This is a genomic window from Streptomyces sp. NBC_00727 (genome assembly GCF_045161745.1).
In the GTDB taxonomy this organism is placed as follows: Bacteria; Actinomycetota; Actinomycetes; order Streptomycetales; family Streptomycetaceae; genus Streptomyces.
This window is the reverse complement of the sequence record NZ_CP108981.1, coordinates 3516706-3535693: the sequence shown is the minus strand read 5'-3', so window position 1 is coordinate 3535693 and position 18988 is coordinate 3516706. Positions and strand designations below refer to the sequence as shown.

The 18988-nt window shown below is 69.3% G+C and carries 22 protein-coding genes; 11 read left to right on the top strand and 11 right to left on the bottom strand.

Annotated elements, in window-relative coordinates; genetic code table 11:
• Nucleotides 1–17: 17 nt before the first annotated feature.
• Nucleotides 18–1349: a YibE/F family protein gene (locus OG242_RS15965; RefSeq protein WP_405898797.1), complete on the top strand. Its 1332-nt coding sequence runs from the start codon at nt 18–20 to the stop codon at nt 1347–1349.
• Nucleotides 1350–1429: 80 nt separating this feature from the next.
• Here OG242_RS15965 and OG242_RS15960 read toward each other — a convergent pair whose 3' ends face one another.
• From OG242_RS15960 to OG242_RS15945, 4 genes are all read right to left on the bottom strand, one after another.
• On the bottom strand, nt 1430–1867 hold the full coding sequence (locus OG242_RS15960) for an SsgA family sporulation/cell division regulator (RefSeq protein ID WP_405898796.1): 438 nt from the start codon (nt 1865–1867) through the stop codon (nt 1430–1432).
• A 101-nt stretch (nt 1868–1968) separates the two neighbouring features.
• Nucleotides 1969–2739: an IclR family transcriptional regulator gene (locus tag OG242_RS15955; RefSeq protein WP_405898795.1), complete on the bottom strand. Its 771-nt coding sequence runs from the start codon at nt 2737–2739 to the stop codon at nt 1969–1971.
• Between the two features lie 241 nt (nt 2740–2980).
• Nucleotides 2981–3196: a DUF5326 family protein gene (locus tag OG242_RS15950; RefSeq protein WP_165946136.1), complete on the bottom strand. Its 216-nt coding sequence runs from the start codon at nt 3194–3196 to the stop codon at nt 2981–2983.
• A 129-nt stretch (nt 3197–3325) separates the two neighbouring features.
• Entirely contained in the window at nt 3326–3643 is a 318-nt protein-coding gene (locus tag OG242_RS15945; protein WP_405901627.1) for a cupin domain-containing protein, read from the bottom strand.
• Nucleotides 3644–3710: 67 nt separating this feature from the next.
• Here OG242_RS15945 and OG242_RS15940 point away from each other — a divergent pair, with 67 nt between their 5' ends.
• The 5 genes from OG242_RS15940 to OG242_RS15920 all read left to right on the top strand — a co-directional run bounded on the left by OG242_RS15940 (nt 3711) and on the right by OG242_RS15920 (nt 8015).
• Nucleotides 3711–4088 (top strand): phage holin family protein, encoded by a 378-nt coding sequence (locus OG242_RS15940; RefSeq protein WP_405898794.1) that lies wholly within the window; start codon nt 3711–3713, stop codon nt 4086–4088.
• Between the two features lie 86 nt (nt 4089–4174).
• Nucleotides 4175–5305: a cystathionine gamma-lyase gene (locus tag OG242_RS15935; RefSeq protein WP_405898793.1), complete on the top strand. Its 1131-nt coding sequence runs from the start codon at nt 4175–4177 to the stop codon at nt 5303–5305.
• A 225-nt stretch (nt 5306–5530) separates the two neighbouring features.
• Nucleotides 5531–6427 carry a LysR family transcriptional regulator gene (locus OG242_RS15930; protein WP_405898792.1) on the top strand — a complete coding sequence of 299 codons (897 nt, stop codon included), beginning with the start codon at nt 5531–5533 and terminating at the stop codon, nt 6425–6427.
• Between the two features lie 63 nt (nt 6428–6490).
• Nucleotides 6491–6970, top strand: a complete 480-nt coding sequence (locus OG242_RS15925; protein WP_405898791.1) for an NUDIX domain-containing protein — start codon at nt 6491–6493, stop codon at nt 6968–6970.
• A 160-nt stretch (nt 6971–7130) separates the two neighbouring features.
• The gene (locus OG242_RS15920) at nt 7131–8015 is read left to right on the top strand and encodes a GNAT family N-acetyltransferase (protein WP_405898790.1); all 885 of its coding nucleotides are present in this window, start codon (nt 7131–7133) and stop codon (nt 8013–8015) included.
• Nucleotides 8016–8074: 59 nt separating this feature from the next.
• On the opposite strand, the gene OG242_RS15915 is transcribed toward OG242_RS15920, so the two are convergent.
• A complete protein-coding gene (locus OG242_RS15915; RefSeq protein WP_405898789.1) occupies nt 8075–9286 on the bottom strand; it encodes an MFS transporter in 1212 nt (403 codons plus the stop codon).
• 135 nt (nt 9287–9421) lie between these two features.
• Here OG242_RS15915 and OG242_RS15910 point away from each other — a divergent pair, with 135 nt between their 5' ends.
• The 3 genes from OG242_RS15910 to OG242_RS15900 are packed head-to-tail and all read left to right on the top strand — an operon-like array spanning nt 9422 to nt 11557.
• Nucleotides 9422–9883, top strand: coding sequence for a MarR family winged helix-turn-helix transcriptional regulator (locus OG242_RS15910; RefSeq protein ID WP_405898788.1), 462 nt, complete (start codon nt 9422–9424; stop codon nt 9881–9883).
• Between the two features lie 31 nt (nt 9884–9914).
• The gene (locus OG242_RS15905; RefSeq protein ID WP_405898787.1) at nt 9915–10367 is read left to right on the top strand and encodes a GNAT family N-acetyltransferase; all 453 of its coding nucleotides are present in this window, start codon (nt 9915–9917) and stop codon (nt 10365–10367) included.
• 26 nt (nt 10368–10393) lie between these two features.
• On the top strand, nt 10394–11557 hold the full coding sequence (locus OG242_RS15900) for a winged helix DNA-binding domain-containing protein (protein ID WP_405898786.1): 1164 nt from the start codon (nt 10394–10396) through the stop codon (nt 11555–11557).
• A gap of 76 nt (nt 11558–11633) precedes the next feature.
• Here the strand turns inward: OG242_RS15900 and OG242_RS15895 are convergent, their stop codons facing one another.
• Together OG242_RS15895 and dnaB are read right to left on the bottom strand one after the other, a co-directional pair.
• Complete coding sequence (locus OG242_RS15895) at nt 11634–13016, bottom strand: serine hydrolase domain-containing protein (RefSeq protein WP_405898785.1); 1383 nt, start codon at nt 13014–13016, stop codon at nt 11634–11636.
• A 59-nt stretch (nt 13017–13075) separates the two neighbouring features.
• A complete protein-coding gene (dnaB, locus tag OG242_RS15890; RefSeq protein WP_405898784.1) occupies nt 13076–14554 on the bottom strand; it encodes a replicative DNA helicase in 1479 nt (492 codons plus the stop codon).
• A 459-nt stretch (nt 14555–15013) separates the two neighbouring features.
• Here dnaB and OG242_RS15885 point away from each other — a divergent pair, with 459 nt between their 5' ends.
• The gene (locus OG242_RS15885; RefSeq protein WP_405898783.1) at nt 15014–16351 is read left to right on the top strand and encodes an MATE family efflux transporter; all 1338 of its coding nucleotides are present in this window, start codon (nt 15014–15016) and stop codon (nt 16349–16351) included.
• Between the two features lie 136 nt (nt 16352–16487).
• Here the strand turns inward: OG242_RS15885 and rplI are convergent, their stop codons facing one another.
• The 4 genes from rplI to rpsF all read right to left on the bottom strand — a co-directional run bounded on the left by rplI (nt 16488) and on the right by rpsF (nt 18201).
• The gene (rplI, locus tag OG242_RS15880) at nt 16488–16934 is read right to left on the bottom strand and encodes a 50S ribosomal protein L9 (protein ID WP_018101870.1); all 447 of its coding nucleotides are present in this window, start codon (nt 16932–16934) and stop codon (nt 16488–16490) included.
• 18 nt (nt 16935–16952) lie between these two features.
• A complete protein-coding gene (rpsR, locus tag OG242_RS15875) occupies nt 16953–17189 on the bottom strand; it encodes a 30S ribosomal protein S18 (RefSeq protein ID WP_003967857.1) in 237 nt (78 codons plus the stop codon).
• A gap of 43 nt (nt 17190–17232) precedes the next feature.
• Nucleotides 17233–17838 (bottom strand): single-stranded DNA-binding protein, encoded by a 606-nt coding sequence (locus tag OG242_RS15870; RefSeq protein ID WP_329027263.1) that lies wholly within the window; start codon nt 17836–17838, stop codon nt 17233–17235.
• Nucleotides 17839–17910: 72 nt separating this feature from the next.
• A complete protein-coding gene (rpsF, locus tag OG242_RS15865; RefSeq protein ID WP_018101872.1) occupies nt 17911–18201 on the bottom strand; it encodes a 30S ribosomal protein S6 in 291 nt (96 codons plus the stop codon).
• 287 nt (nt 18202–18488) lie between these two features.
• Here rpsF and OG242_RS15860 point away from each other — a divergent pair, with 287 nt between their 5' ends.
• Nucleotides 18489–18845, top strand: coding sequence for a hypothetical protein (locus OG242_RS15860; protein ID WP_402336227.1), 357 nt, complete (start codon nt 18489–18491; stop codon nt 18843–18845).
• The last annotated feature ends 143 nt before the right edge of the window (nt 18846–18988 follow it).

The following is an 18988-nucleotide window of genomic DNA, read 5'->3' as shown; positions in this document are numbered from 1 at the left end:
CTTGCGATGATCGGCCGGTGACGCCCCCTCATCGCGACCCAGACCCGCAGGGCCATCAGCAGGCCCACGCACACAGCCATGGCCCGGCCGCGCCTGTATCCGCCCATCTGCGCAAGGTGATCGCCGCGGTGCTGATCCCCTTCGCAGCCGCCGTGATCGTCGGTCTCGTCGCGCTATGGCCGGGTGGTGCGCCGGCGCACGAACGGACCGGCGTCGGCTTCGACCGGCAGACCCAGCAGGGAAAGGTGGTGGGTGTCGTCAAGGTGGACTGCAAGGACGTGAACGCCGCCCAGCTCCCCGTCGACGGCGCGACCGACCCGCCCGACGGGGAGCCGAAGGCCGACGGGGGGCTCTGCGAGAAGGCCACCGTCGAGGTCACCAGTGGCCCCGACAAGGGACGCCGGTTCGTCGAGGTGGTCCAGCCGGACGCCCCCAGACAACTGCGGGAGGGCCAGGGAGTGGTGGTGGCGTACGCCCCGGACGCGCCCCATGACCTCCAGTACTCCGTGACGGACGTGAACCGGAAGTTCCCCCTGATGCTGCTGGCCGGGATCTTCGCCCTCGCGGTGGTGCTGGTGGGCAGGATGCGCGGGGTCATGGCCCTGGTGGCGCTCGCGCTGTCGTTCGCGATCCTGACCCTGTTCATCCTTCCGGCCATCCTGCAGGGCTCGAACCCGCTGGTGGTGGCGGTCGTCGGGGCGGGCGCGATCATGCTGATCGCTCTCTACATCTGCCACGGACCGACCGCCCGCACCTCCGTCGCCGTCATCGGCACCCTGGTCTCGCTGCTCCTGATCGGGCTGCTCGGCTCACTCTTCATCGGCTGGGCGAGCCTGAGCGGGAACACCGACGACAACACCGGCCTCATCCACGGCCTGTATCCGCACATCGACATGAGCGGCCTGCTGCTGGCCGGTGTCATCATCGGCTCCCTCGGGGTGCTCGACGACGTCACCGTCACCCAGACCTCGGCGGTCTGGGAGCTGCGCCAGGCGAACCCCACCATGACGGCGAAGCAGCTCTACCGGGCAGGGACCAGAATCGGACGCGATCACATCGCCTCGGTGGTCAACACCCTGGTGCTCGCCTATGCCGGCGCCGCGCTGCCCCTCCTGCTGCTGTTCACGGTCGCGCAGAGCAGCGTCGGCACTGTCGCCAACAGCGAGCTGGTGGCGGAGGAGATCGTGCGCACCCTCGTCGGCTCGATCGGGCTGGTCGCCTCCGTACCGGTGACGACCGCGCTCGCGGCAGTGGTCGTCACAGCGGACCGCACGGGGCTCGGCGCGGAAGCCGGAGCTTCGGCACCCGTGCGGAGCGGCCGGGGCCGACGACGGCGGGCGAGGTCCTGACTGGAACACGGAGCGTGATTCACCCGATCGGCAGGTGTCTTGTTCGAGTGGCATGGAGGGCCCGAGAACACCGGGCTTCTTCAGCCGGCGTTCTGCTCTTCGGCCAGAATGCGCCCCAGCTCCTCCTCCAAGTCGCCGTCGAAGTCATCCAGCGTGCACTCCTGCCCGAGCGGCACCAGCTTGTCCGTACGGTCGAGAAAGGCGACAAGAGGTGCCGTGCCCGCCCGGAAGAGCGCACGGTCGGCGCCCACCTGCAGCCGGATGTGGACATCGGACAGGCCCTCGGGCTCGGTCGGCGCGATGTGCACATCGCCGTCACCACTGGGGCTGTTGAGGCCGTCGAGCAGCAGCTCGCGACCGAAGGCCCAGGTGACGGGGGCGTCGCCGGGCAGATGGAAGGTCATCCGGATCGCGTACGGATCGCACACTTCGTACCGGAGCTCCACCGGGATACGGAATGAGAGCTCCTCGGAGACGAGGAAGCTCATCATGACCTCAGCTTGAACCGACTCACGCATCGTTCAACCCCGCAGTAGATGAATCTGGCCAGGAATGATCCCCCGTGGCCCTATTGACGCCATCGTGGTGCACGCGATAGCAGATCACAAGGAGTGATTTTTCAGATACTGATAGAGAACACGAACGAACGCAAGAGGCTGGCCACTTCAGCGCGTAACCGTTCGACTGCGGGGAGCAACCGTTCTTCCTCGTCGAGGGGGAGAGAAATGGCCATCGCGGCGGCGGTGAATCCGGCCACGATCGGGATGGCCGCACAGACCGTCCCGAGCGCGTACTCCTGTCGCTCGATGACCGGTTCCGTACGCTCCAGCGACCGCAGCCGCGCGAGGAACGCCGAGCGGTCGCGCACGGAATACCGGGTCAGCTGGCGGACCGGGTGCCGGTCCAAGTGGTCCTCGCGGGCCTTCTCGTCGAGCCGGCTCAGCAGGCACTGGCCGATCGCGTGCGCGTGCCCGGTCTCCCGGAAGGCCGCCCACTCGTCCACCGCCGGCTGCTCGGGGGTGTCGGCCACGGCGAGGAGTTCGATCTCACCCTCGCGGTAGATCGCGCAGTACACCGGAGCCCCGACGAGGTCCCGCCAGCGGTCCAGTGACTGGGTCATGGCGCCGCGGCGGCTCTGCAGGGCGCCGTCACCCATCAGCCGTTCGGCGGCGGCGCCGAAGAGGAAGACGCCGTTCTCCCGGCGCAGGTATCCCTCGTGGGTCAGGGTCCGCAGCAGGTGGTAGGCGGTGGGCAGGGGCAGCCCAGCTTCCCTCGCCAGCTGTTTGGCCGGGGCCCCGTCGCGATGGGTGCCCACAGCCTCCAGCAGCCTCAGCGCCCGCTGAACCGACCCGATGAGCGTCGGAACAGCCGTACTCGATGCCGTGGTCAACGGTCACCCCCAGGCGTGGTGACGGGCGGTCAGCCCGCCCGTGGGGGCCGCCCCCACAGGTCCGCCGCGGACCTGGGGGTTCGGAGGCCGGATCCCGTACAAACCACTGGTCGGGGTGGTGACTTACGGTGCTTTTCCCAGGCGGCGGCAGCGGACTTTCACTGTATCGGCAGCCCTGTGACCGGGTGCCGATTCGCCTTTCCCTTAGCTCAGCTGGGCTAATCCCCCGTCGGGCGTGCGGTCACCAGCCGCTACCGGAGGACGACGACAGGAACTTCCGTACGACGAAGACGAGCCCGCCGACCAGGATCACGAAGACCAGGATCTTGAAGAGCAGACCGACCACGAACGCGACCAGGCTGGCGATCAGCCCGCCGAACACGACGATCGCGATGACGGGTACCGCGATCCACTTCACCCACCAGGGCATACCAGCGAATATCTCCCGCACGGCCATCGTCCTACCTCGTCTCTGTGAGTTCCTGCTTCGATGCTAGAGGCGAAGGGGCGGTCACCGGGCCCCGGGAATCCCTTGTCCTCCCCTGAACGATCCCCTAGGGAACCCGGGGAGGCTCCGGGCGCGGACTCATCCCTCGGGCGGGGAGAAGACCACCATCACCCGCAGGTCCTCGGTGATGTGGTGGAACTTGTGGGCCGTTCCGGCGGGCACATACACGACACTTCCTCTTCCCACCTGTGTCGTTTCCATGCCGACAGTGATCGACGCGCGACCACTGACCACGAGATAGACCTCGTCCTGGCCGTGCGGATTCTGCGGGTCGAGCTCTCCGGCGTTCAGGGCGTACAGGCCGACCGACATGTTCCGCTCGCGGAGGAACTGCAGGTACGCACCGTCGTTGGCGGCCCGTTCCGCCTCCAGTTCGTCCAGCCTGAATGCCTTCATACCCGTCCGCCCCTTGCCTCTGTCCAGCCGGTGTTCGCCACCGATCATGTCTGCCACGATCAGACACATGAAGAATTTCGTAGTCAAGACGATCGCCAACGCGGGTGCGCTGGCCGTTGCCATCTGGCTGGTCCAGGACATCACGCTGACCGGCGGCAGCACCGGCCGCAAGGCCCTGACCCTGGTCCTCGTGGCGCTGGTGTTCGGCCTGGTCAACGTCGTGGTCAAGCCCATCGTGAAGCTGCTCACCCTGCCCCTCTTCATCCTCACCCTGGGCCTGATCACCCTCGTGGTGAACGCCCTGATGCTGCTGCTCACCTCGTGGCTGGCCGATGTGCTGGACCTGAGCTTCCACGTCGACGGCTTCTGGACCGCCGTCCTCGGCGGCCTGATCGTCTCGATCGTGTCCTGGGCGCTGAACGTCGTCCTCCCGGACGAGGACTGATCCGCCCGGCGGGGAACGATCCCCCTCCACCTGAAACAGTGCGACCAGGACCGGTGACCGGCCGGGGAGAGAAGCGAGGACGAAGCATGAGCACCAAGGGCGACGGCACCCGGGCGGTACGCGCGGGACTGCCGGAACCGCAGCAGTACGAGCCCACCCTCCCCGGGCCGGTCTTCGCCGCGCACTACCACCTGTCCGGCGAGCCGACCGGCCCCTACACCTACGGTCGGGACTCCAACCCCACCTGGACGCACCTGGAGCGGGCCATCGGGGAGCTCGAAGCACCGGGAGAGGAGGTGGAGACCACCGTCTTCGCCTCCGGAATGGCGGCGATCTCGGCCGTCCTGCTCTCCCAGGCGCGCAGCGGCGACGCCGTCGTGCTCCCCGACGACGGCTATCAGGCACTTCCCCTGCTGCGGGCCCAGCTGGAGGCGTACGGAGTCGGGGTACGGACCGCGCCGACCGGCGGAGACGCACAGCTGACCGTTCTGGAGGGCGCGAAGCTCCTGTGGCTCGAGACACCCTCCAATCCGGGCCTCGACGTCTGCGACGTACGGCGGCTCGTCGAGGCCGCGCACGCCGGCGGCACGCTGGTGGCCGTCGACAACACCCTCGCCACTCCGCTGGGCCAGCGGCCGCTGGAACTGGGAGCCGACTTCTCCGTGGCCAGTGACACCAAGGGCATGACGGGACACGGAGACCTCCTGCTCGGCCACGTGACCTGCCGCGATCCGGAGCTTGCGGCCGGGGTACGACGCTGGCGCAAGGTCGTCGGTGCGATCCCCGGCCCCATGGAGGCATGGCTCGCGCACCGGTCGCTGGCCACGCTGGAGCTGCGGAACGAGCGGCAGTGCGCCAACGCCCTCGCCCTCGCCGAGGCGCTCGCCAAGCACCAGGCCGTGTCCGGTCTGCGCTACCCCGGCCTGCCCGCCGACCCCTCGTACGCGAACGCGGTACGACAGATGCGGCGCTTCGGCTCCGTGGTGTCATTCGTGCTGGCCGACCGGGAGACCGCGGAGCGCTTCCTGTCGGCGCTGCATCTGGTCGAGGACGCCACCAGCTTCGGCGGCGTGCGCTCCACCGCCGAGCGGCGGGGCCGCTGGGGCGGCGACGCCGTACCGGAAGGGTTCATCCGCTTCTCCGTCGGCGCCGAGGACGCCGCCGACCTGGTGGCCGATGTCGAGCAGGCGCTGGCCGCCGCCACCGGCGAGAAGTAGTCCCGCTTCCGTCTCCCGTGGTGCGGTAAGGGCGGTCCGAGCCTCCCCCCTCGTGGCTCGGACCGCCGCGGCCCTTCGCGTTCTCCTCGTGAAGAACCGCCTCGACAAGGCTAGTTGACTCTGCGTCAGTGTCCAATCACAGTAGCGACAGCGACCTATCGACATATTTATAGTTGTCCGGGTCCGATCGGACGCGTCACTGCGCGAGGGCAGGAGGGACGGGACGTGGATCTGGCCCTGCTGCGCACCTTCGTCACCGTCCACCGAGCCGGCTCCTTCACCCGCGCCGCCGCGCTCCTCGGCCTCTCGCAGCCCGCTGTGACCTCGCAGATCCGCACCCTGGAACGACAGCTGGGCCGCCCGCTGTTCCTTCGCAGGGCGCGCGGGGTGACTCCGACGACGATCGGCGACGAACTCGCGCACCGGGCCGCGCCCCATCTGGACGCGCTCGTCGAGATCGCCGAGACCGACCTCGACGAGGACTCGGGCGTACGGACCCTGCATCTGGCGGGGCCCCCGGAATTCCTCTCGTTACGGGTGCTGCCCGCGCTCACCCCGCTGATCGCCCAGGGTCTCGCGCTGCGCGGTTCGTTCTCCGCCGATACGGACGAGACCTTGGACGCCCTCGCCGCCGGGCACCACGACCTGGCTGTCGTGACGGCCCGGCCGCGCGGGGAACTGCTCACCGCCACCCCGCTCTGCGACGAAGAGCACGTCCTGGTCGCCGCCCCGCGCTGGGCCGGCCGCCTGGGGCCGGGGACACTGCGGCGCAACGGGCCCGTGGTCCTGGAGCAGCTGCCCGTGGTCGAGGTGCACGAAAGCCTGCCGCTCGTCTCCCGGTACTGGGCCGCCGTCTTCGACAGCTCGCCCGCGGCCGCCGGTGCCGTCATCGCACCCGACCTCCGGGCGGTGCTCAAGTGCGCGGCCGCCGGTGCCGGGCTCGCTGTGCTGCCGCGCTATCTGTGCGAGGACGCGCTGGAACACGGCGAGGTGGTGGCGCTTCTCGACCCTCCGGTCCCGCCCCTGCGCACGTACTTCCTGGCCGCGCGGACCGGCACGCTCTCCCTGCCGCATCTCTCCCGGGCCCACGAGTGGCTGCTGCGGGCCGCAGCCGACTGGTGACCTCAGGGGCGCCCGACAGCGCCCCGGTGTTTCAGAACGGCTCACGTGGGCCACGCTTCTGCCATGACCGAACGTCCTGTGGTCAAGCGCACCGCACGCGCCATCCTCCTCGACGGCGACGACCTCATCCTCATCAAGCGCACCAAGCCCGGAGTGGACCCGTACTGGGTCACCCCCGGTGGCGGGGTGGAGCCCGAGGACGCGACCGTCGTCGACGCCCTGCACCGCGAGGTGGACGAGGAGCTCGGCGCGAAGATCACCGATGTGGTGCCCTGCTTCGTCGACACCGTGGAACACATCGAGGAGGGCGGGGTGAAGGGCGTCAAGGTTCAGCACTTCTTCGTCTGCCGCCTCGACTCCATGGACGTGTCCCTGCGCCACGGCCCGGAGATCGAAGCCCCCTGCGGGGAGTACGACGTCGTACGGGTGCCCTTCAGCCGGGTCGGCATCGCCGCGGTGCACCTCGTACCGCTGTCGCTGCGGCACTATCTGGACGGCAATATCGAGGGGGTCCGGGCCCTGCACGCCGCCGACCTGGGCTGACATGCCGACTGGTTCACGCGGGCGCGGCCCTCACCTGCCGTGCCGTGTTTCACGTGAAACCGTTCGTTCACCCGGCCTGGGCACAATTTTCGGCTGCGGGTCTCGGCCAGATCCGGTAAAGCGGTGGACGGCGATCATCGCGTCGGACAGCCTGGCCCGTATGCCCAGCTCATTGCCCCGCCCGCTGTCCGATCTGCCCATCCGGCGCCTCACCCGGGACGACTTGATCGCCTGCGCCGACCTCAGCGAGGACCGCGGCTGGCCGCGCGACGAGGAGCGCTGGGCCCTGCTGCTCGCCGCCGGGACGGGCTACGGCATCGACGACCCCGACAGCAAGGGCCTGATGGCGAGCTGCGTGGTGGTCTCGTACGGGCCCGGGATGGCCGCCGTCGGGATGCTGCTGGTCGCCGGACGCCATGCTCGGCGCGGGATCGGCCGGTACGTGATGCAGAGGGTGATCGAGGCTTCCGGGGGCACCCCGCTCAGCCTCCATGCGACATCGGCGGGCCGCCCGCTCTACGACGAACTCGGCTTCGTCCCGGTGGGCCGCGCCGTACGCCTGCTCGGGCAGTTCCGGCCGACGGCGGTCTCCGGGTCGCGGTCTCCCGGCGGCCCGGACATCGTCATCCGGTCTGCTTCCGCCCAGGATCTGCGGGCCCTGGTGCAGCTGGACTCCGTCGTCTTCGGGCTCGACCGTACCCATCTGCTGACCCGGCTCCCGACGTTCGCCGACCACATGCGGGTCGCCGAGCAGGACGGGGAGCTGATCGGGTACGTCACGCTCTCACCTAGCGGCGCCAACCACGCGGTCGGGCCGCTGATCTCCAGGGACACCGCCGTGGCGAAGCGGCTCCTGGCCTCGCTTGCCGAGGTGACGGACCGGCCGTTGCGTGTGGACGTCGATGCCCGCCACGAAGAGCTGCTCGACTGGCTCGGGGGCTGCGGGCTGCGGCCCCGCTCGGAGACCACGATGATGACCCTCGGCGGGCGGCAGCACGGGGACTGGTCCCGGTACTTCGCCCCCCTGAGTCTGGCGACGGGCTGAAGCCCCGGCCCTCCCTCCGATCACACGCGCTGCGGCCCGGAGGACGCGGAAGCCGTGGCTCAGCTCCGGGTCACCGGAACCGCCGTCGGATCCGGGGTATGGGTGGCGGCGAGACGGCTCGGGGTGGCCGTCCGCCGCTCCAGCACGCTGGACACGAGGGCAAGTACCAGCGCCGATGCGGCGAGCGCCGCCCCGACCCAGTTCGGGGCGGTGTAGCCGAGGCCGGCACCGATGACGATCCCGCCGAGCCAGGCCGAGAGCGCGTTACCGAGGTTGAAGGCCCCGATGTTCATCGCGGACGCCAGCGTCGGGGCGTCCACCGCCTGGTCGAGCACCCGCTTCTGCAGCGGGGGCACGGTCGCGAAGCCGAAGGCACCGATCAGGACGAGGGTGACCGCTGCCGCGATCTTGTTGTGGGCGGTCAGGGTGAACAGGGCCAGGACCAGGGCGAGGCCGCCCAGAGACACACGGAGCAGCAACGTGGGGCGGCGGTCGGCGAACCTGCCGCCGGCCAGGTTGCCGCCGACCATGCCGAGACCGAAGAGGACCAGCAGCCAGGTGACGGCGGAGGCCGAATATCCGGCGGTCTCCGTCATCATCGGCGTGATGTAGGTGATCGCCGCGAAGACGCCGCCGAATCCGAGGACTGTCATCGCCATGGCGAGCAGGACCTGCACATTGCGGAAGGCCGCGATCTCCTGCCGCAGTCTGACGCCCTCGGCGCGGGGCTGTCCGGGCACGAGCCGGGCCACGCCGAGCAGGCCGAGGACGCCCAACGCCGCAACGACGTAGAACGTGGAACGCCAGCCGGCGTTCTGCCCGATGTAGGTGCCCACCGGCACACCGATGACGTTGGCGACGGTGAGCCCTGTGAACATCAGGGCGATGGCGCCCGCCTTCCTCTCAGGGGCGACCAGATCGGCCGCCACGACTGCTCCGATGCCGAAGAAGGCGCCGTGGGCAAGTGAGGCGATCACGCGGCCGACGACCATCACTTCGAAGACGGGTGCGGCCGCGGTGACCACATTGCCGACGATGAACAGGCCCATGAGGATCATCAGCATCCGTTTGCGGCTGACCTTCGTGCCGAGCACGGTCATCAGCGGGGCCCCGAGCACGACGCCGAGCGCGTAACCCGTGGCCAGGAAGCCGGCAGCTGGAATGGACACCTGGAATTCGGCGGCCACCTCGGGGAGCAGCCCCATGACCACGAACTCGGTGGTTCCGATACCGAATGCCCCGATGGCCAGGGCGAGGAGTGCGAGCGGCATGGGTTCCCTCCAGATGGTTGCTGCTGCGCCTAACAAGCGTAGACAATAATTGCAGACGCCCTTTAATTGCAAGCGCCGACTATTGCGGCCGTCGGCTACTCTTGACGTAAGCAACTCCGGCACGGAGGAGAGACCATGACAGCCACGGACCCGGCCCTGACCGCCCTCTCCCAGGGCTGGATCGCGCTCTCCCTGCTCCACGGCAAGATCGAGACGCGCATCGAACGGGCCCTGCAGAGCGGCCACCACCTCAGCGTGCGGGAGTACTCCCTGCTGGACGTGCTCAGCAGGCAGCACAACGGGCCGGGCGGGCACCTGCAGATGAAGCAGGTGGCGGACGCCGTCGGGCTGAGCCAGAGCGCCACCACCCGTCTGGTCACCCGCCTCGAAGACCGAAGACTGCTGACCCGGTACCTCTGTGACACCGATCGCAGGGGCATCTACACCGACGTCACCGACAGCGGGCTCGCCCTGCTGTCCGAAGCCCGGCCGACCAATGACAGCGCCCTGCGCGCCGCGCTCGACGAGGCTGCGGCGAACCCCGAGCTGGCACCCCTCGTCAGGGCGGTCGAGGAACTGAAGGCCGTTCCCGTGTAGCAGCGCCCGCCGACTGCGTAGGCTGCGGATCATGAGCGATCTGGACATACGCCGGGCGACCGCCGACGACCTGGCGGAGATAGTGGCGCTGCTCGCCGACGACCCGCTGGGGACCCGGCGCGAGTCGCCCGACGACCTCGCGCCCTACCGGACGGCGCTCGGGCGGCTGACCGACGACCCGAATCAGCACTTGATGGTCGCCGTGCGTGCCGAGCGCGTCGTCGGGACCCTGCAGCTGACCGTGATCCCGGGGCTGTCCCGGCGCGGCTCGACCCGTTCGGTGATCGAAGGCGTGCGCATCCACGCGGACGAACGGGGCAGCGGCCTCGGCACCCGCCTGATCCAGTGGGCCGTGGACGAATCACGTCGGCAGGACTGCCAACTGGTGCAGCTCACCTCCGACGTGTCCCGCACCGACGCGCACCGCTTCTACGAGAGGCTCGGCTTCGTGGCCAGTCATGTGGGCTTCAAGCTCGCCCTCTGACCCTGCCGCCTCCCCGAGGAGCCGACGTGCAACGCATCAGTGACGAACAGCGGCGCATCCGGATCGGCCGCCGCCATCTGCTGGCACCCGGTGTACGGGCCTCATCGCCCGTCGCCGTGGCCGACGCCGTCGTCGGTCTCCATGCGACCGATGCGGCCACCGTCTTCCTCTCCGCCTGCGCCAGGCTCGCCGAGCCCAGCGTCGCCGCAGTGGAGCGGTGCCTCTACCAGGACGTCTCACTGGTGCGGATGCTCTCCATGCGCAACACGCTCTTCGTCGTCTCGGACGAGATGGCTCCACGGGTCGAGGCCGCGAACGCGCGTGCTGTGGCCGCCAAGGAACGCCGCAACCTGCTCAAGCACTTGCGGGAGGACGGCAACGGCCTGGACGAACGCTGGCTCGACGGTACGGAGAAGAGCGCCCTGGCCTTCCTGGACGGAAGTGGACCGGTCTCAGGCAGCGAACTGGCCGCCGGGGTACCCGCCCTCCGCACCAAGATCACGGTCTTCCCCGGAAAGAAGCAGGAGACGGTGCAGGGCGTCGCGACCCGGGTCATCCGCGTACTGGCCGCGGAGGGACGGATCCGCCGGGACCGGCCGCGCGGCTCCTGGACCTCGAGCCAGTTCCGCTGGGCACCTGCCCGCCCACGCCCGCAGGAGGAAACCGGTCCGGCCCAGGCGGAGCTTGCCCTCAACTGGCTCCGGGCGTACGGGCCAGGCACCGAGACAGACCTCAGATGGTGGACCGGGTGGGGAACGCGCGAGGCCCGTACGGCGCTGGCGGCGGTCGGAGCCGTGGAGGTGCGACTCGACAACGGGGCCGTCGCCTGGGTCGCCCCCGGGGACACGGAACCCGACCCCGAACCGGCCCCCTGGGCCGCCCTGCTGCCCGCGCTCGACCCGAGCGGAATGGGCTGGGCGGACCGCGGCTTCCATCTGCCTGCCGAGCACCGGGCAGCGCTCTTCGACCGCTCGGGCAACATCGGCCCCACGGTGTGGTGGAACGGCGGGATCGTGGGCGGCTGGGCACAGCGCGGCAACGGCGAGCTGACCTGGCGGCTGCTGACCGACCCCGGCCGGGAGGCGTCATCGGCGATCGAGGCCGAGGCGGCCCGGCTGGCGTCCTGGGTGGGGGACGCGCGGATCACGCCACGCTTCCGGACCCCGCTGGAACGGGAGTTGACCGCCTGAGCCGCTGGGCTGCCCCGTTTCAGTGAAACGGGAAGGCTCTCAACGCCCCAGCCCGCGACCGCCTTCCGGACCGCGCTCAGTCCCCCAGCCCGCGCCAACCCTCCTCGTCCACGCCACCGGGTACCGCAGCCGTCGGGTCGTACGGCTCACGCGTGAAGACGAAGGACCCGAGATCGAGATGGTTCACACTGCCATCGGCGTTCCGCACGATCCGCAGCGTCTCCCCCGCGTAGTAGCCGTCCAGGCCGACCCACGTGCCGTCGGGACGTGCGGTGAAGCGGGCCCCCCGGCCCTGGCCGTTCGACGGCCGCAACTCAAGACCTCGGTCGGCGGTCAGCCGCAGGACGTTGGGGCGTGTGGCCCAGTACCACTGACCGGTCAGGGCAAGCAGTTCCGCGTCGACCTCCGGCAGCGGGCGCCACGGCTCCGGGATGCGGGGCTCGGCCTCGGCGACGATGTCCACGAGGTCGGCGGCCACCTCGCCGATCGCCACCCCGGAAGTCGCGTTGACGAGCACCACAGCTGCCACGTCGTCCTCGGCACTGACCCACAGGGCGGCCAGGAAGCCGGGGAGCGAGCCCGTGTGTCCGGTGAAGATGCGTCCCTTCCGCCGGACCAACTGCAGCCCCAGGCCGTAGCCGTTGTCCCAGTCGCCGGCCTCCGGAGCGGCCGAGGGGCGCTTCATCTCCTCCACCGAAGCGGCGCACAGCAACCGGTCGTCGCCCTCGGCGAGGAAGGCCGCGAAGCGAAGCAGATCCGCGGTGGTGGACCAGAGCTGTCCGGCAGGCGCCATCAGCCCCAGGTCCTCCGCCGGTTCGGGAAGAATGGCGTCGGCCCACGGGTGCACCGCCCAGCCGCCGGCGTGCGGAGCCTGCGGGAGGGAAGTTGTACGGTGCATACCGAGGGGCTCCAGCACCTCGCGGCGCAGCACCTCGTCCCAGGACGCCCCGCGGACGGCCTCGATCAGCGAACCGAGCAGCGTGTAGCCCGGGTTGGAATAGTGGTGGCGGTGGCCGGGCGGGTGCATGGCGATCTGCTCATCGAGCACGTCCGCGACGGTGGGGCGCATACTGCCGGGAGTCCGCTCCCACCACGGCGCGGTCGTCTCGGCACCGAGACCGGCGTTGTGGCCCAGGAGCTGGTGAATGGTCACGTCGCCCGCACCGGTGCCGGGCAGATGCTTCTCCAGCGGATCGGACAGATCGAGCAGCCCCTCGTCCCGCAGCCGCAGCACCAGCACCGCCGTGAACGTCTTGGTGAGGGAGCCGATCCTGAACTGCGTGTCGGAGTCGGGAGCATGGCCGTCGACACAGCTGCGCGAGCCGTCCCAGACCCTCTGCCCCTGCCGCTGCACGGCAGCGACCAGAGAGGGTGCGCGCCCTTCGGCCTGAGCCGTGGCGACGCGGTGCAGCAGGGCACGCCGGGTTCCGGGAAGCAGCTGTTCAGCAGGAGAAGTCATCGTCAACAACTACCGCCCGCGCGGGCGTATGGCGACTCCATTTCCGGGTCCGCAGCCGGTCAGGTCTGTGCCATGTCCACAAAGCGGGAGTAGTGCCCCTGGAAGGCGACCGTGATCGTGGCCGTCGGGCCGTTTCGGTGCTTGGCCACGATCAGATCCGCCTCGCCGGCACGCGGCGACTCCTTCTCGTACGCGTCCTCGCGGTGCAGCAGGATCACCATGTCGGCGTCCTGCTCGATGGAGCCGGATTCACGGAGGTCGGAGACCATCGGCTTCTTGTCGGTGCGCTGCTCGGGGCCACGGTTCAGCTGGGAGAGCGCGATGACCGGCAGCTGCAGCTCCTTGGCGAGCAGCTTGAGGTTTCGCGACATGTCGGAGACTTCCTGCTGACGGCTCTCGGCGCGCTTGGAGCCACCGGACTGCATCAGCTGGAGGTAGTCGATGACCACCAGCTTGAGGTCGTTGCGCTGCTTGAGGCGACGGCACTTCGCCCGGATCTCCATCATGGAGAGGTTGGGGGAGTCGTCGATGTAGAGGGGAGCCGCGGAGACGTCCGGCATCCGCCGGGCGAGCCGGGTCCAGTCCTCGTCGGTCATGGTCCCGGAGCGCATGTGGTGCAGCGCCACCCGCGCCTCGGCGGACAGCAGACGCATGGCGATCTCGTTCCGCCCCATCTCCAGGGAGAAGATCACGCTGGGGAGGTTGCTCTTGATGGAGCAGGCGCGGGCGAAGTCCAGCGCGAGGGTCGACTTACCCATGGCGGGACGTGCCGCGATGACGACCATCTGGCCCGGGTGCAGCCCGTTGGTCAGGGCGTCGAGGTCGGTGAACCCGGTGGGCACACCCGTCATCTCGCCGCTGCGGGAGCCGATCGCCTCGATCTCGTCGAGGGCGCCCTCCATGATGTCGCCGAGCGGCAGGTAGTCCTCGCTGGTCCGCTGCTCGGTGACGGCGTAGATCTCGGCCTGCGCGGAGTTGACGATGTCGTCGACATCGCCGTCGGCCGCGTATCCCATCTGCGTGATCTTCGTGCCGGCCTCGACGAGCCGCCTCAGGACCGCGCGCTCGTGGACGATCTCCGCGTAGTACGAGGCGTTGGCCGCCGTCGGCACCGACTGGACCAGGGTGTGCAGATAGGGCGCCCCGCCCACCTTGGTGATCTCGCCGCGCTTGACCAGCTCGGCGGCCACGGTGATCGGGTCGGCCGGCTCGCCCTTGGCGTACAGGTCGAGGATCGCCTGGTAGACGGTCTCGTGCGCGGGGCGGTAGAAGTCGTGGCCCTTGATGATCTCCACGACGTCGGCGATGGCGTCCTTGGAGAGGAGCATGCCGCCGAGCACGGACTGCTCCGCGTCGAGGTCCTGGGGCGGCACCCGCTCGAAGCCCGAGGAGCCGCCTTCCCAGTCGTGGCTCTCCCGGCCGCGGTCGTGGCGCTCGCCCCGATCCCGGTCCTCACCCCGGCGCTGGCGGGAGACGGGCAGCCGGTCGCTGGGGCCGGTGTCCGCCCAGGGGTCGTCCAGGGGTTCGGGAATGCTCACCCGGCCACCTCCTCCCGTCCGCTCCGCGGACCTAGCCGTGCTTCTCTTTCTTACGGCACGGCACCGACAAACAAGAGCCCCGACTCCGGTTCCGGTGTGTCGAGTTCTGCGTCGTCGCAGAGCCGAAACGGGGTGGGGGCGCCGGACTACGGTAGGCGGCTCGGCACCGTCAGCCAATCTGGTTATCCACAGGCCCTGTGGACGACGGCCCAGATGCTGTGGAGAACCCCCCGGAACCTGTGCACGGACCGGGGGACAGCACTGTGGACAAACTCATAACCCAGCTGCAAATACGGTCATGACCTGGCCTTTTCCCATCCACGGGCTGTGGGGGAGAAAAATTTCTGCACTCGGGCGAGGATCAGGGCGCGCCCCGCAAAGGAGTTACCCACAGGTGAGCAAATGTAAGGGCTCCAAGCCGATTGCATCTCTTACCTGTGGAAGATTAGATTGGCTGCCATGATCCAGCCACCGGGAACCCCTTCTTCCGGTCGTCGACGGCATGACCGCGAGATCGTCGCGCTCGCCGTGCCGGCCTTCGGCGCGCTCGTGGCCGAGCCGCTGTTCGTGATGGTCGACAGTGCGATCGTCGGCCATCTCGGCACCCCGCAGCTGGCCGGCCTGGCGGTCGCGGCCGCCCTGCTGACGACCGCGGTGAGCATCTTCGTCTTCCTCGCCTACGCCACCACCGCGGCGGTCGCCCGCCGGGTGGGCGCCGGCGATCTGGCTGCCGCGATCCGCCAGGGCATGGACGGCATCTGGCTGGCGCTTCTGCTCGGCCTCGCCGTCATCGCGCTGATACTCCCCCTGGCCCCCTGGCTCGTCGACGTGTTCGGTGCCTCTCCCACAGCGGCCCCCCATGCCGTCACCTACCTCCGGATCTCGAGTCTCGGCATCCCCGCGATGCTGGTGGTCATGGCCGCGACGGGCGTGCTCCGGGGTCTCCAGGACACCCGCACCCCGCTCTACGTGGCCATCGGCGGCTTCGCCGCCAACGCGGCCCTCAACGCCGGCCTCGTCTACGGCGCCGGTCTGGGCATCGCCGGATCGGCCTGGGGCACGGTCATCGCCCAGCTCGCGATGGCCGCCGCCTACCTCGTCGTCGTCGTACGCGGCGCCCGACGGCACGGCGCGTCGCTCCGCCCCGACGCCGCGGGCATCCGGGCCTGCGCACAGGCAGGTGTGCCCCTACTGGTCCGCACGCTGTCACTGCGCGCCGTCCTCCTCATCGCCACGGCCGTCGCCGCCCGGCTCGGGGACACCGACATCGCCGCACACCAGATCATCCTGTCGCTGTGGAGCCTGATGGCCTTCGCCCTGGACGCCATCGCCATCGCCGGGCAGGCCATCATCGGGCGGTACCTGGGAGCAGGCGATACGCGGGGTGCCCGCGAGGCCTGCCGCCGGATGGTGGAGTGGGGCATCGCGTCCGGTGTGGTCCTGGGCGTACTGATCGTCCTGGCCCGCCCTCTGTTCGTGCCCCTGTTCACCAGCGACGCATCGGTCCAGGACGCTCTCCTGCCGGCCCTGCTGGTGGTGGCCGCCACCCAGCCGATCGCCGGCGTCGTCTTCATCCTGGACGGCGTGCTGATGGGGGCCGGCGACGGACCCTACCTCGCCCGGGCCATGCTCGTGACGCTGGCCGTCTTCGCCCCTGCGGCCCTCCTGGTCCCGGCTCTGGGTGGCGGGCTCAGCGCCCTGTGGTGCGCGATGGCACTGATGATGATCGTGCGGATGGCGACGCTCTGGCTCCGTACCCGCTCCGGGAAGTGGCTGGTCACCGGGGCAACCCGCTGACCCTGCCGCGTACCACCGAAACAGCCTGGGTGGTCAAGAGAACCAGCGCCCGCCCCGGCAGCATGTTTCACGTGAAACGGCGAAGGGCCGCACCCGGAGGTGCGGCCCTTCACTGTTCTGCTGAGGTGCGGCCCGATCAGGCAGCAACGACCTCGACGCCGAGCTTCGCAGCGACCTCGGGGTGCAGACGAACGGACACCTGGTGCCCGCCGAGCGTCTTGATCGGCGAACCGAGCTCGACGCGACGCTTGTCGACGTCCGGACCACCGGCAGCCTTGATCGCCGAGGCGATGTCGGCCGGGGTGACGGAGCCGAAGAGCCGGCCGGCGTCGCCGGAGCGAACGGCCAGACGGACCTTGACGGCCTCGAGCTTGGCCTTGACCTCGTTGGCCTGCTCGATCGTCGCGATCTCGTGGATCTTGCGGGCGCGGCGGATCTGCGCCACGTCCTTCTCGCCGCCCTTGGTCCAGCGGATGGCGAAGCCACGCGGAACCAGGTAGTTACGGGCGTACCCGTCCTTGACGTCGACGACGTCGCCAGCGGCGCCGAGGCCGGTGACTTCCTGGGTGAGGATGATCTTCATGATTCGGTCACCCTTCCCTTATCGCGCGGTGGACGTGTAGGGCAGCAGCGCCATCTCACGGCTGTTCTTGACTGCCGTGGCGACGTCACGCTGGTGCTGCGTGCAGTTGCCGGTGACGCGGCGGGCACGGATCTTGCCGCGGTCGGAAATGAACTTCCGCAGCATGTTCGTGTCCTTGTAGTCCACGTACTGGGTCTTGTCCTTGCAGAACGCGCAGACCTTCTTCTTAGGCTTGCGCACAGGCGGCTTCGCCATGGTGTTTCTCCTGTGTGATCAAGAAGTGGGGGTACGAGCTTCCCTAGAAGGGGGGCTCGTCCGAGTAGCCGCCGCCGGAGCCGCCGGAGCCGCCGGAGCTTCCGCCCCAACCGCCTCCGCCTTGCTGGCCCCCGCCCTGGCCGCCGGCCGGCGCGCTCGTGGCCCACGGGTCGTCGGCGGGAGCGCCGCCACCACCCTGCTGGCCACCACCGGGACCGCCGCCCCAGTTACCGCCGCCCTGCTGGCCGCCGCCGTATCCACCCTGGCCGCCCTGGCCACCGCGACCGGTGGTCTTGGTGACCTTGGCCGTGGCGTTCTTGAGGCTGGGGCCGACTTCCTCGACGTCCAGCTCGTAGACCGTGCGCTTGACGCCCTCGCGGTCTTCGTACGACCGCTGCTTCAGCCGGCCCTGCACGACAACGCGCATGCCTCGCGTGAGCGACTCGGCGACGTTCTCCGCCGCCTGCCGCCAGACCGAGCAGGTGAGGAACAGGCCTTCGCCGTCCTTCCACTCATTGGTCTGCCGGTCGAAGATGCGGGGAGTGGACGCGACACGGAACTTCGCGACCGCCGCACCGGACGGGGTGAAGCGCAGCTCGGGGTCGTCGACGAGATTGCCGACGACCGTGATGACGGTCTCGCCTGCCATGGATGAACCTCTCGGCGGGGATTTCTTGGCTGCTTGCTGCTACTCGGACCCGATGACCACTGAGCTAGAAGCTCAGTGGATCTCGGGACGGAGGACCTTGGTCCGGAGGACCGACTCGTTCAGGTTCATCTGGCGGTCGAGCTCCTTGACGACCGCAGGCTCGGCCTGCAGGTCGATGACCGAGTAGATGCCCTCGGGCTTCTTCTTGATCTCGTAAGCGAGACGACGACGGCCCCAGGTGTCGACCTTCTCAACCTTTCCTTCGCCCTCACGGACGACGGAGAGGAAGTTCTCGATCAGCGGGGAGACTGCGCGCTCCTCGAGATCGGGGTCGAGGATGACCATCACCTCGTAGTGACGCATGTGGAACCCACCTCCTTTGGACTCAGCGGCCACGGTCGTTCCGTGGCAGGAGGGTCGTGAATGCGTAAGCATCAGTGTCTCCGAGTGAAACAGCCGCCACTGACAACGCCCGTCTTCGAGAGTCGAGGGGAGCTGTAGTGCTGGCTCAGGGCAGACACCGGTGCAGACCGTACAGACTACCCGCAGAGGTGCTCCCGGTTGAAATCCGGTGTTCAGGGCGCACAATCAAGACAGATGCGGTGTGAGAGGCGCTACATCGCACCGCCCTTTCCGCCAGGAGGTACTCCATGGCACAGACAGTCCGGACTGCTGGCAGCCGACCCGCCCCCAGCCACGTGGCCCATGCCCGCCCGGCCACCGGTTCCCTCTTCGCGACGGATGGCAGGCCGCATCCGCTGCAGGAAGCGCTGATGGTGGTGACGGGGGTACTCGGCATCCTCGCGTTCGTCACGGCGATGTTCCACAGCCTGCATCTGATCAGCTCGTGGGCCGGGCTGATCGGGATCCTCACCGGCCTCTACGGGCAGTACATCTCCAGGACCACCTGGGAGCGTTTCGGCCTGATCATGGGGATCGGCGCCTCCGCCGTCGGCTTCTACCTCGGCATGGCGCACGGCGGCCTCTTCGGCGGCGTCGTCACCTGACCGGCAGATCCGAGGCCGGCCCACACGGTGCACGGCCGGGCAATCCCGCACGGTGGCGCCGGGTCCGGTCCTGACGGGCCGGACCCGGCGCCCCTCGGTCACAGTAGGCTTCGGCGCGAGAGCCGGAGCCCCTGACCGATGGG

What these genes read in the sequence shown, in the direction of transcription:
- OG242_RS15920 (WP_405898790.1), top strand. Translation starts at nt 7,131, where the DNA reads ATGCCCAGCTCATTGCCCCGCCCGCTGTCCGATCTGCCCATCCGGCGC.
- OG242_RS15895 (WP_405898785.1), bottom strand. Translation starts at nt 13,016, where the DNA reads ATGACTTCTCCTGCTGAACAGCTGCTTCCCGGAACCCGGCGTGCCCTG.
- OG242_RS15940 (WP_405898794.1), top strand. Translation starts at nt 3,711, where the DNA reads ATGAAGAATTTCGTAGTCAAGACGATCGCCAACGCGGGTGCGCTGGCC.
- OG242_RS15925 (WP_405898791.1), top strand. Translation starts at nt 6,491, where the DNA reads ATGACCGAACGTCCTGTGGTCAAGCGCACCGCACGCGCCATCCTCCTC.
- OG242_RS15960 (WP_405898796.1), bottom strand. Translation starts at nt 1,867, where the DNA reads ATGCGTGAGTCGGTTCAAGCTGAGGTCATGATGAGCTTCCTCGTCTCC.
- rpsF (WP_018101872.1), bottom strand. Translation starts at nt 18,201, where the DNA reads ATGCGTCACTACGAGGTGATGGTCATCCTCGACCCCGATCTCGAGGAG.
- OG242_RS15860 (WP_402336227.1), top strand. Translation starts at nt 18,489, where the DNA reads ATGGCACAGACAGTCCGGACTGCTGGCAGCCGACCCGCCCCCAGCCAC.
- OG242_RS15915 (WP_405898789.1), bottom strand. Translation starts at nt 9,286, where the DNA reads ATGCCGCTCGCACTCCTCGCCCTGGCCATCGGGGCATTCGGTATCGGA.
- OG242_RS15905 (WP_405898787.1), top strand. Translation starts at nt 9,915, where the DNA reads ATGAGCGATCTGGACATACGCCGGGCGACCGCCGACGACCTGGCGGAG.
- OG242_RS15950 (WP_165946136.1), bottom strand. Translation starts at nt 3,196, where the DNA reads ATGGCCGTGCGGGAGATATTCGCTGGTATGCCCTGGTGGGTGAAGTGG.
- OG242_RS15870 (WP_329027263.1), bottom strand. Translation starts at nt 17,838, where the DNA reads ATGGCAGGCGAGACCGTCATCACGGTCGTCGGCAATCTCGTCGACGAC.
- OG242_RS15910 (WP_405898788.1), top strand. Translation starts at nt 9,422, where the DNA reads ATGACAGCCACGGACCCGGCCCTGACCGCCCTCTCCCAGGGCTGGATC.
- rpsR (WP_003967857.1), bottom strand. Translation starts at nt 17,189, where the DNA reads ATGGCGAAGCCGCCTGTGCGCAAGCCTAAGAAGAAGGTCTGCGCGTTC.
- OG242_RS15945 (WP_405901627.1), bottom strand. Translation starts at nt 3,643, where the DNA reads ATGAAGGCATTCAGGCTGGACGAACTGGAGGCGGAACGGGCCGCCAAC.
- rplI (WP_018101870.1), bottom strand. Translation starts at nt 16,934, where the DNA reads ATGAAGATCATCCTCACCCAGGAAGTCACCGGCCTCGGCGCCGCTGGC.
- OG242_RS15935 (WP_405898793.1), top strand. Translation starts at nt 4,175, where the DNA reads ATGAGCACCAAGGGCGACGGCACCCGGGCGGTACGCGCGGGACTGCCG.
- OG242_RS15885 (WP_405898783.1), top strand. Translation starts at nt 15,014, where the DNA reads ATGATCCAGCCACCGGGAACCCCTTCTTCCGGTCGTCGACGGCATGAC.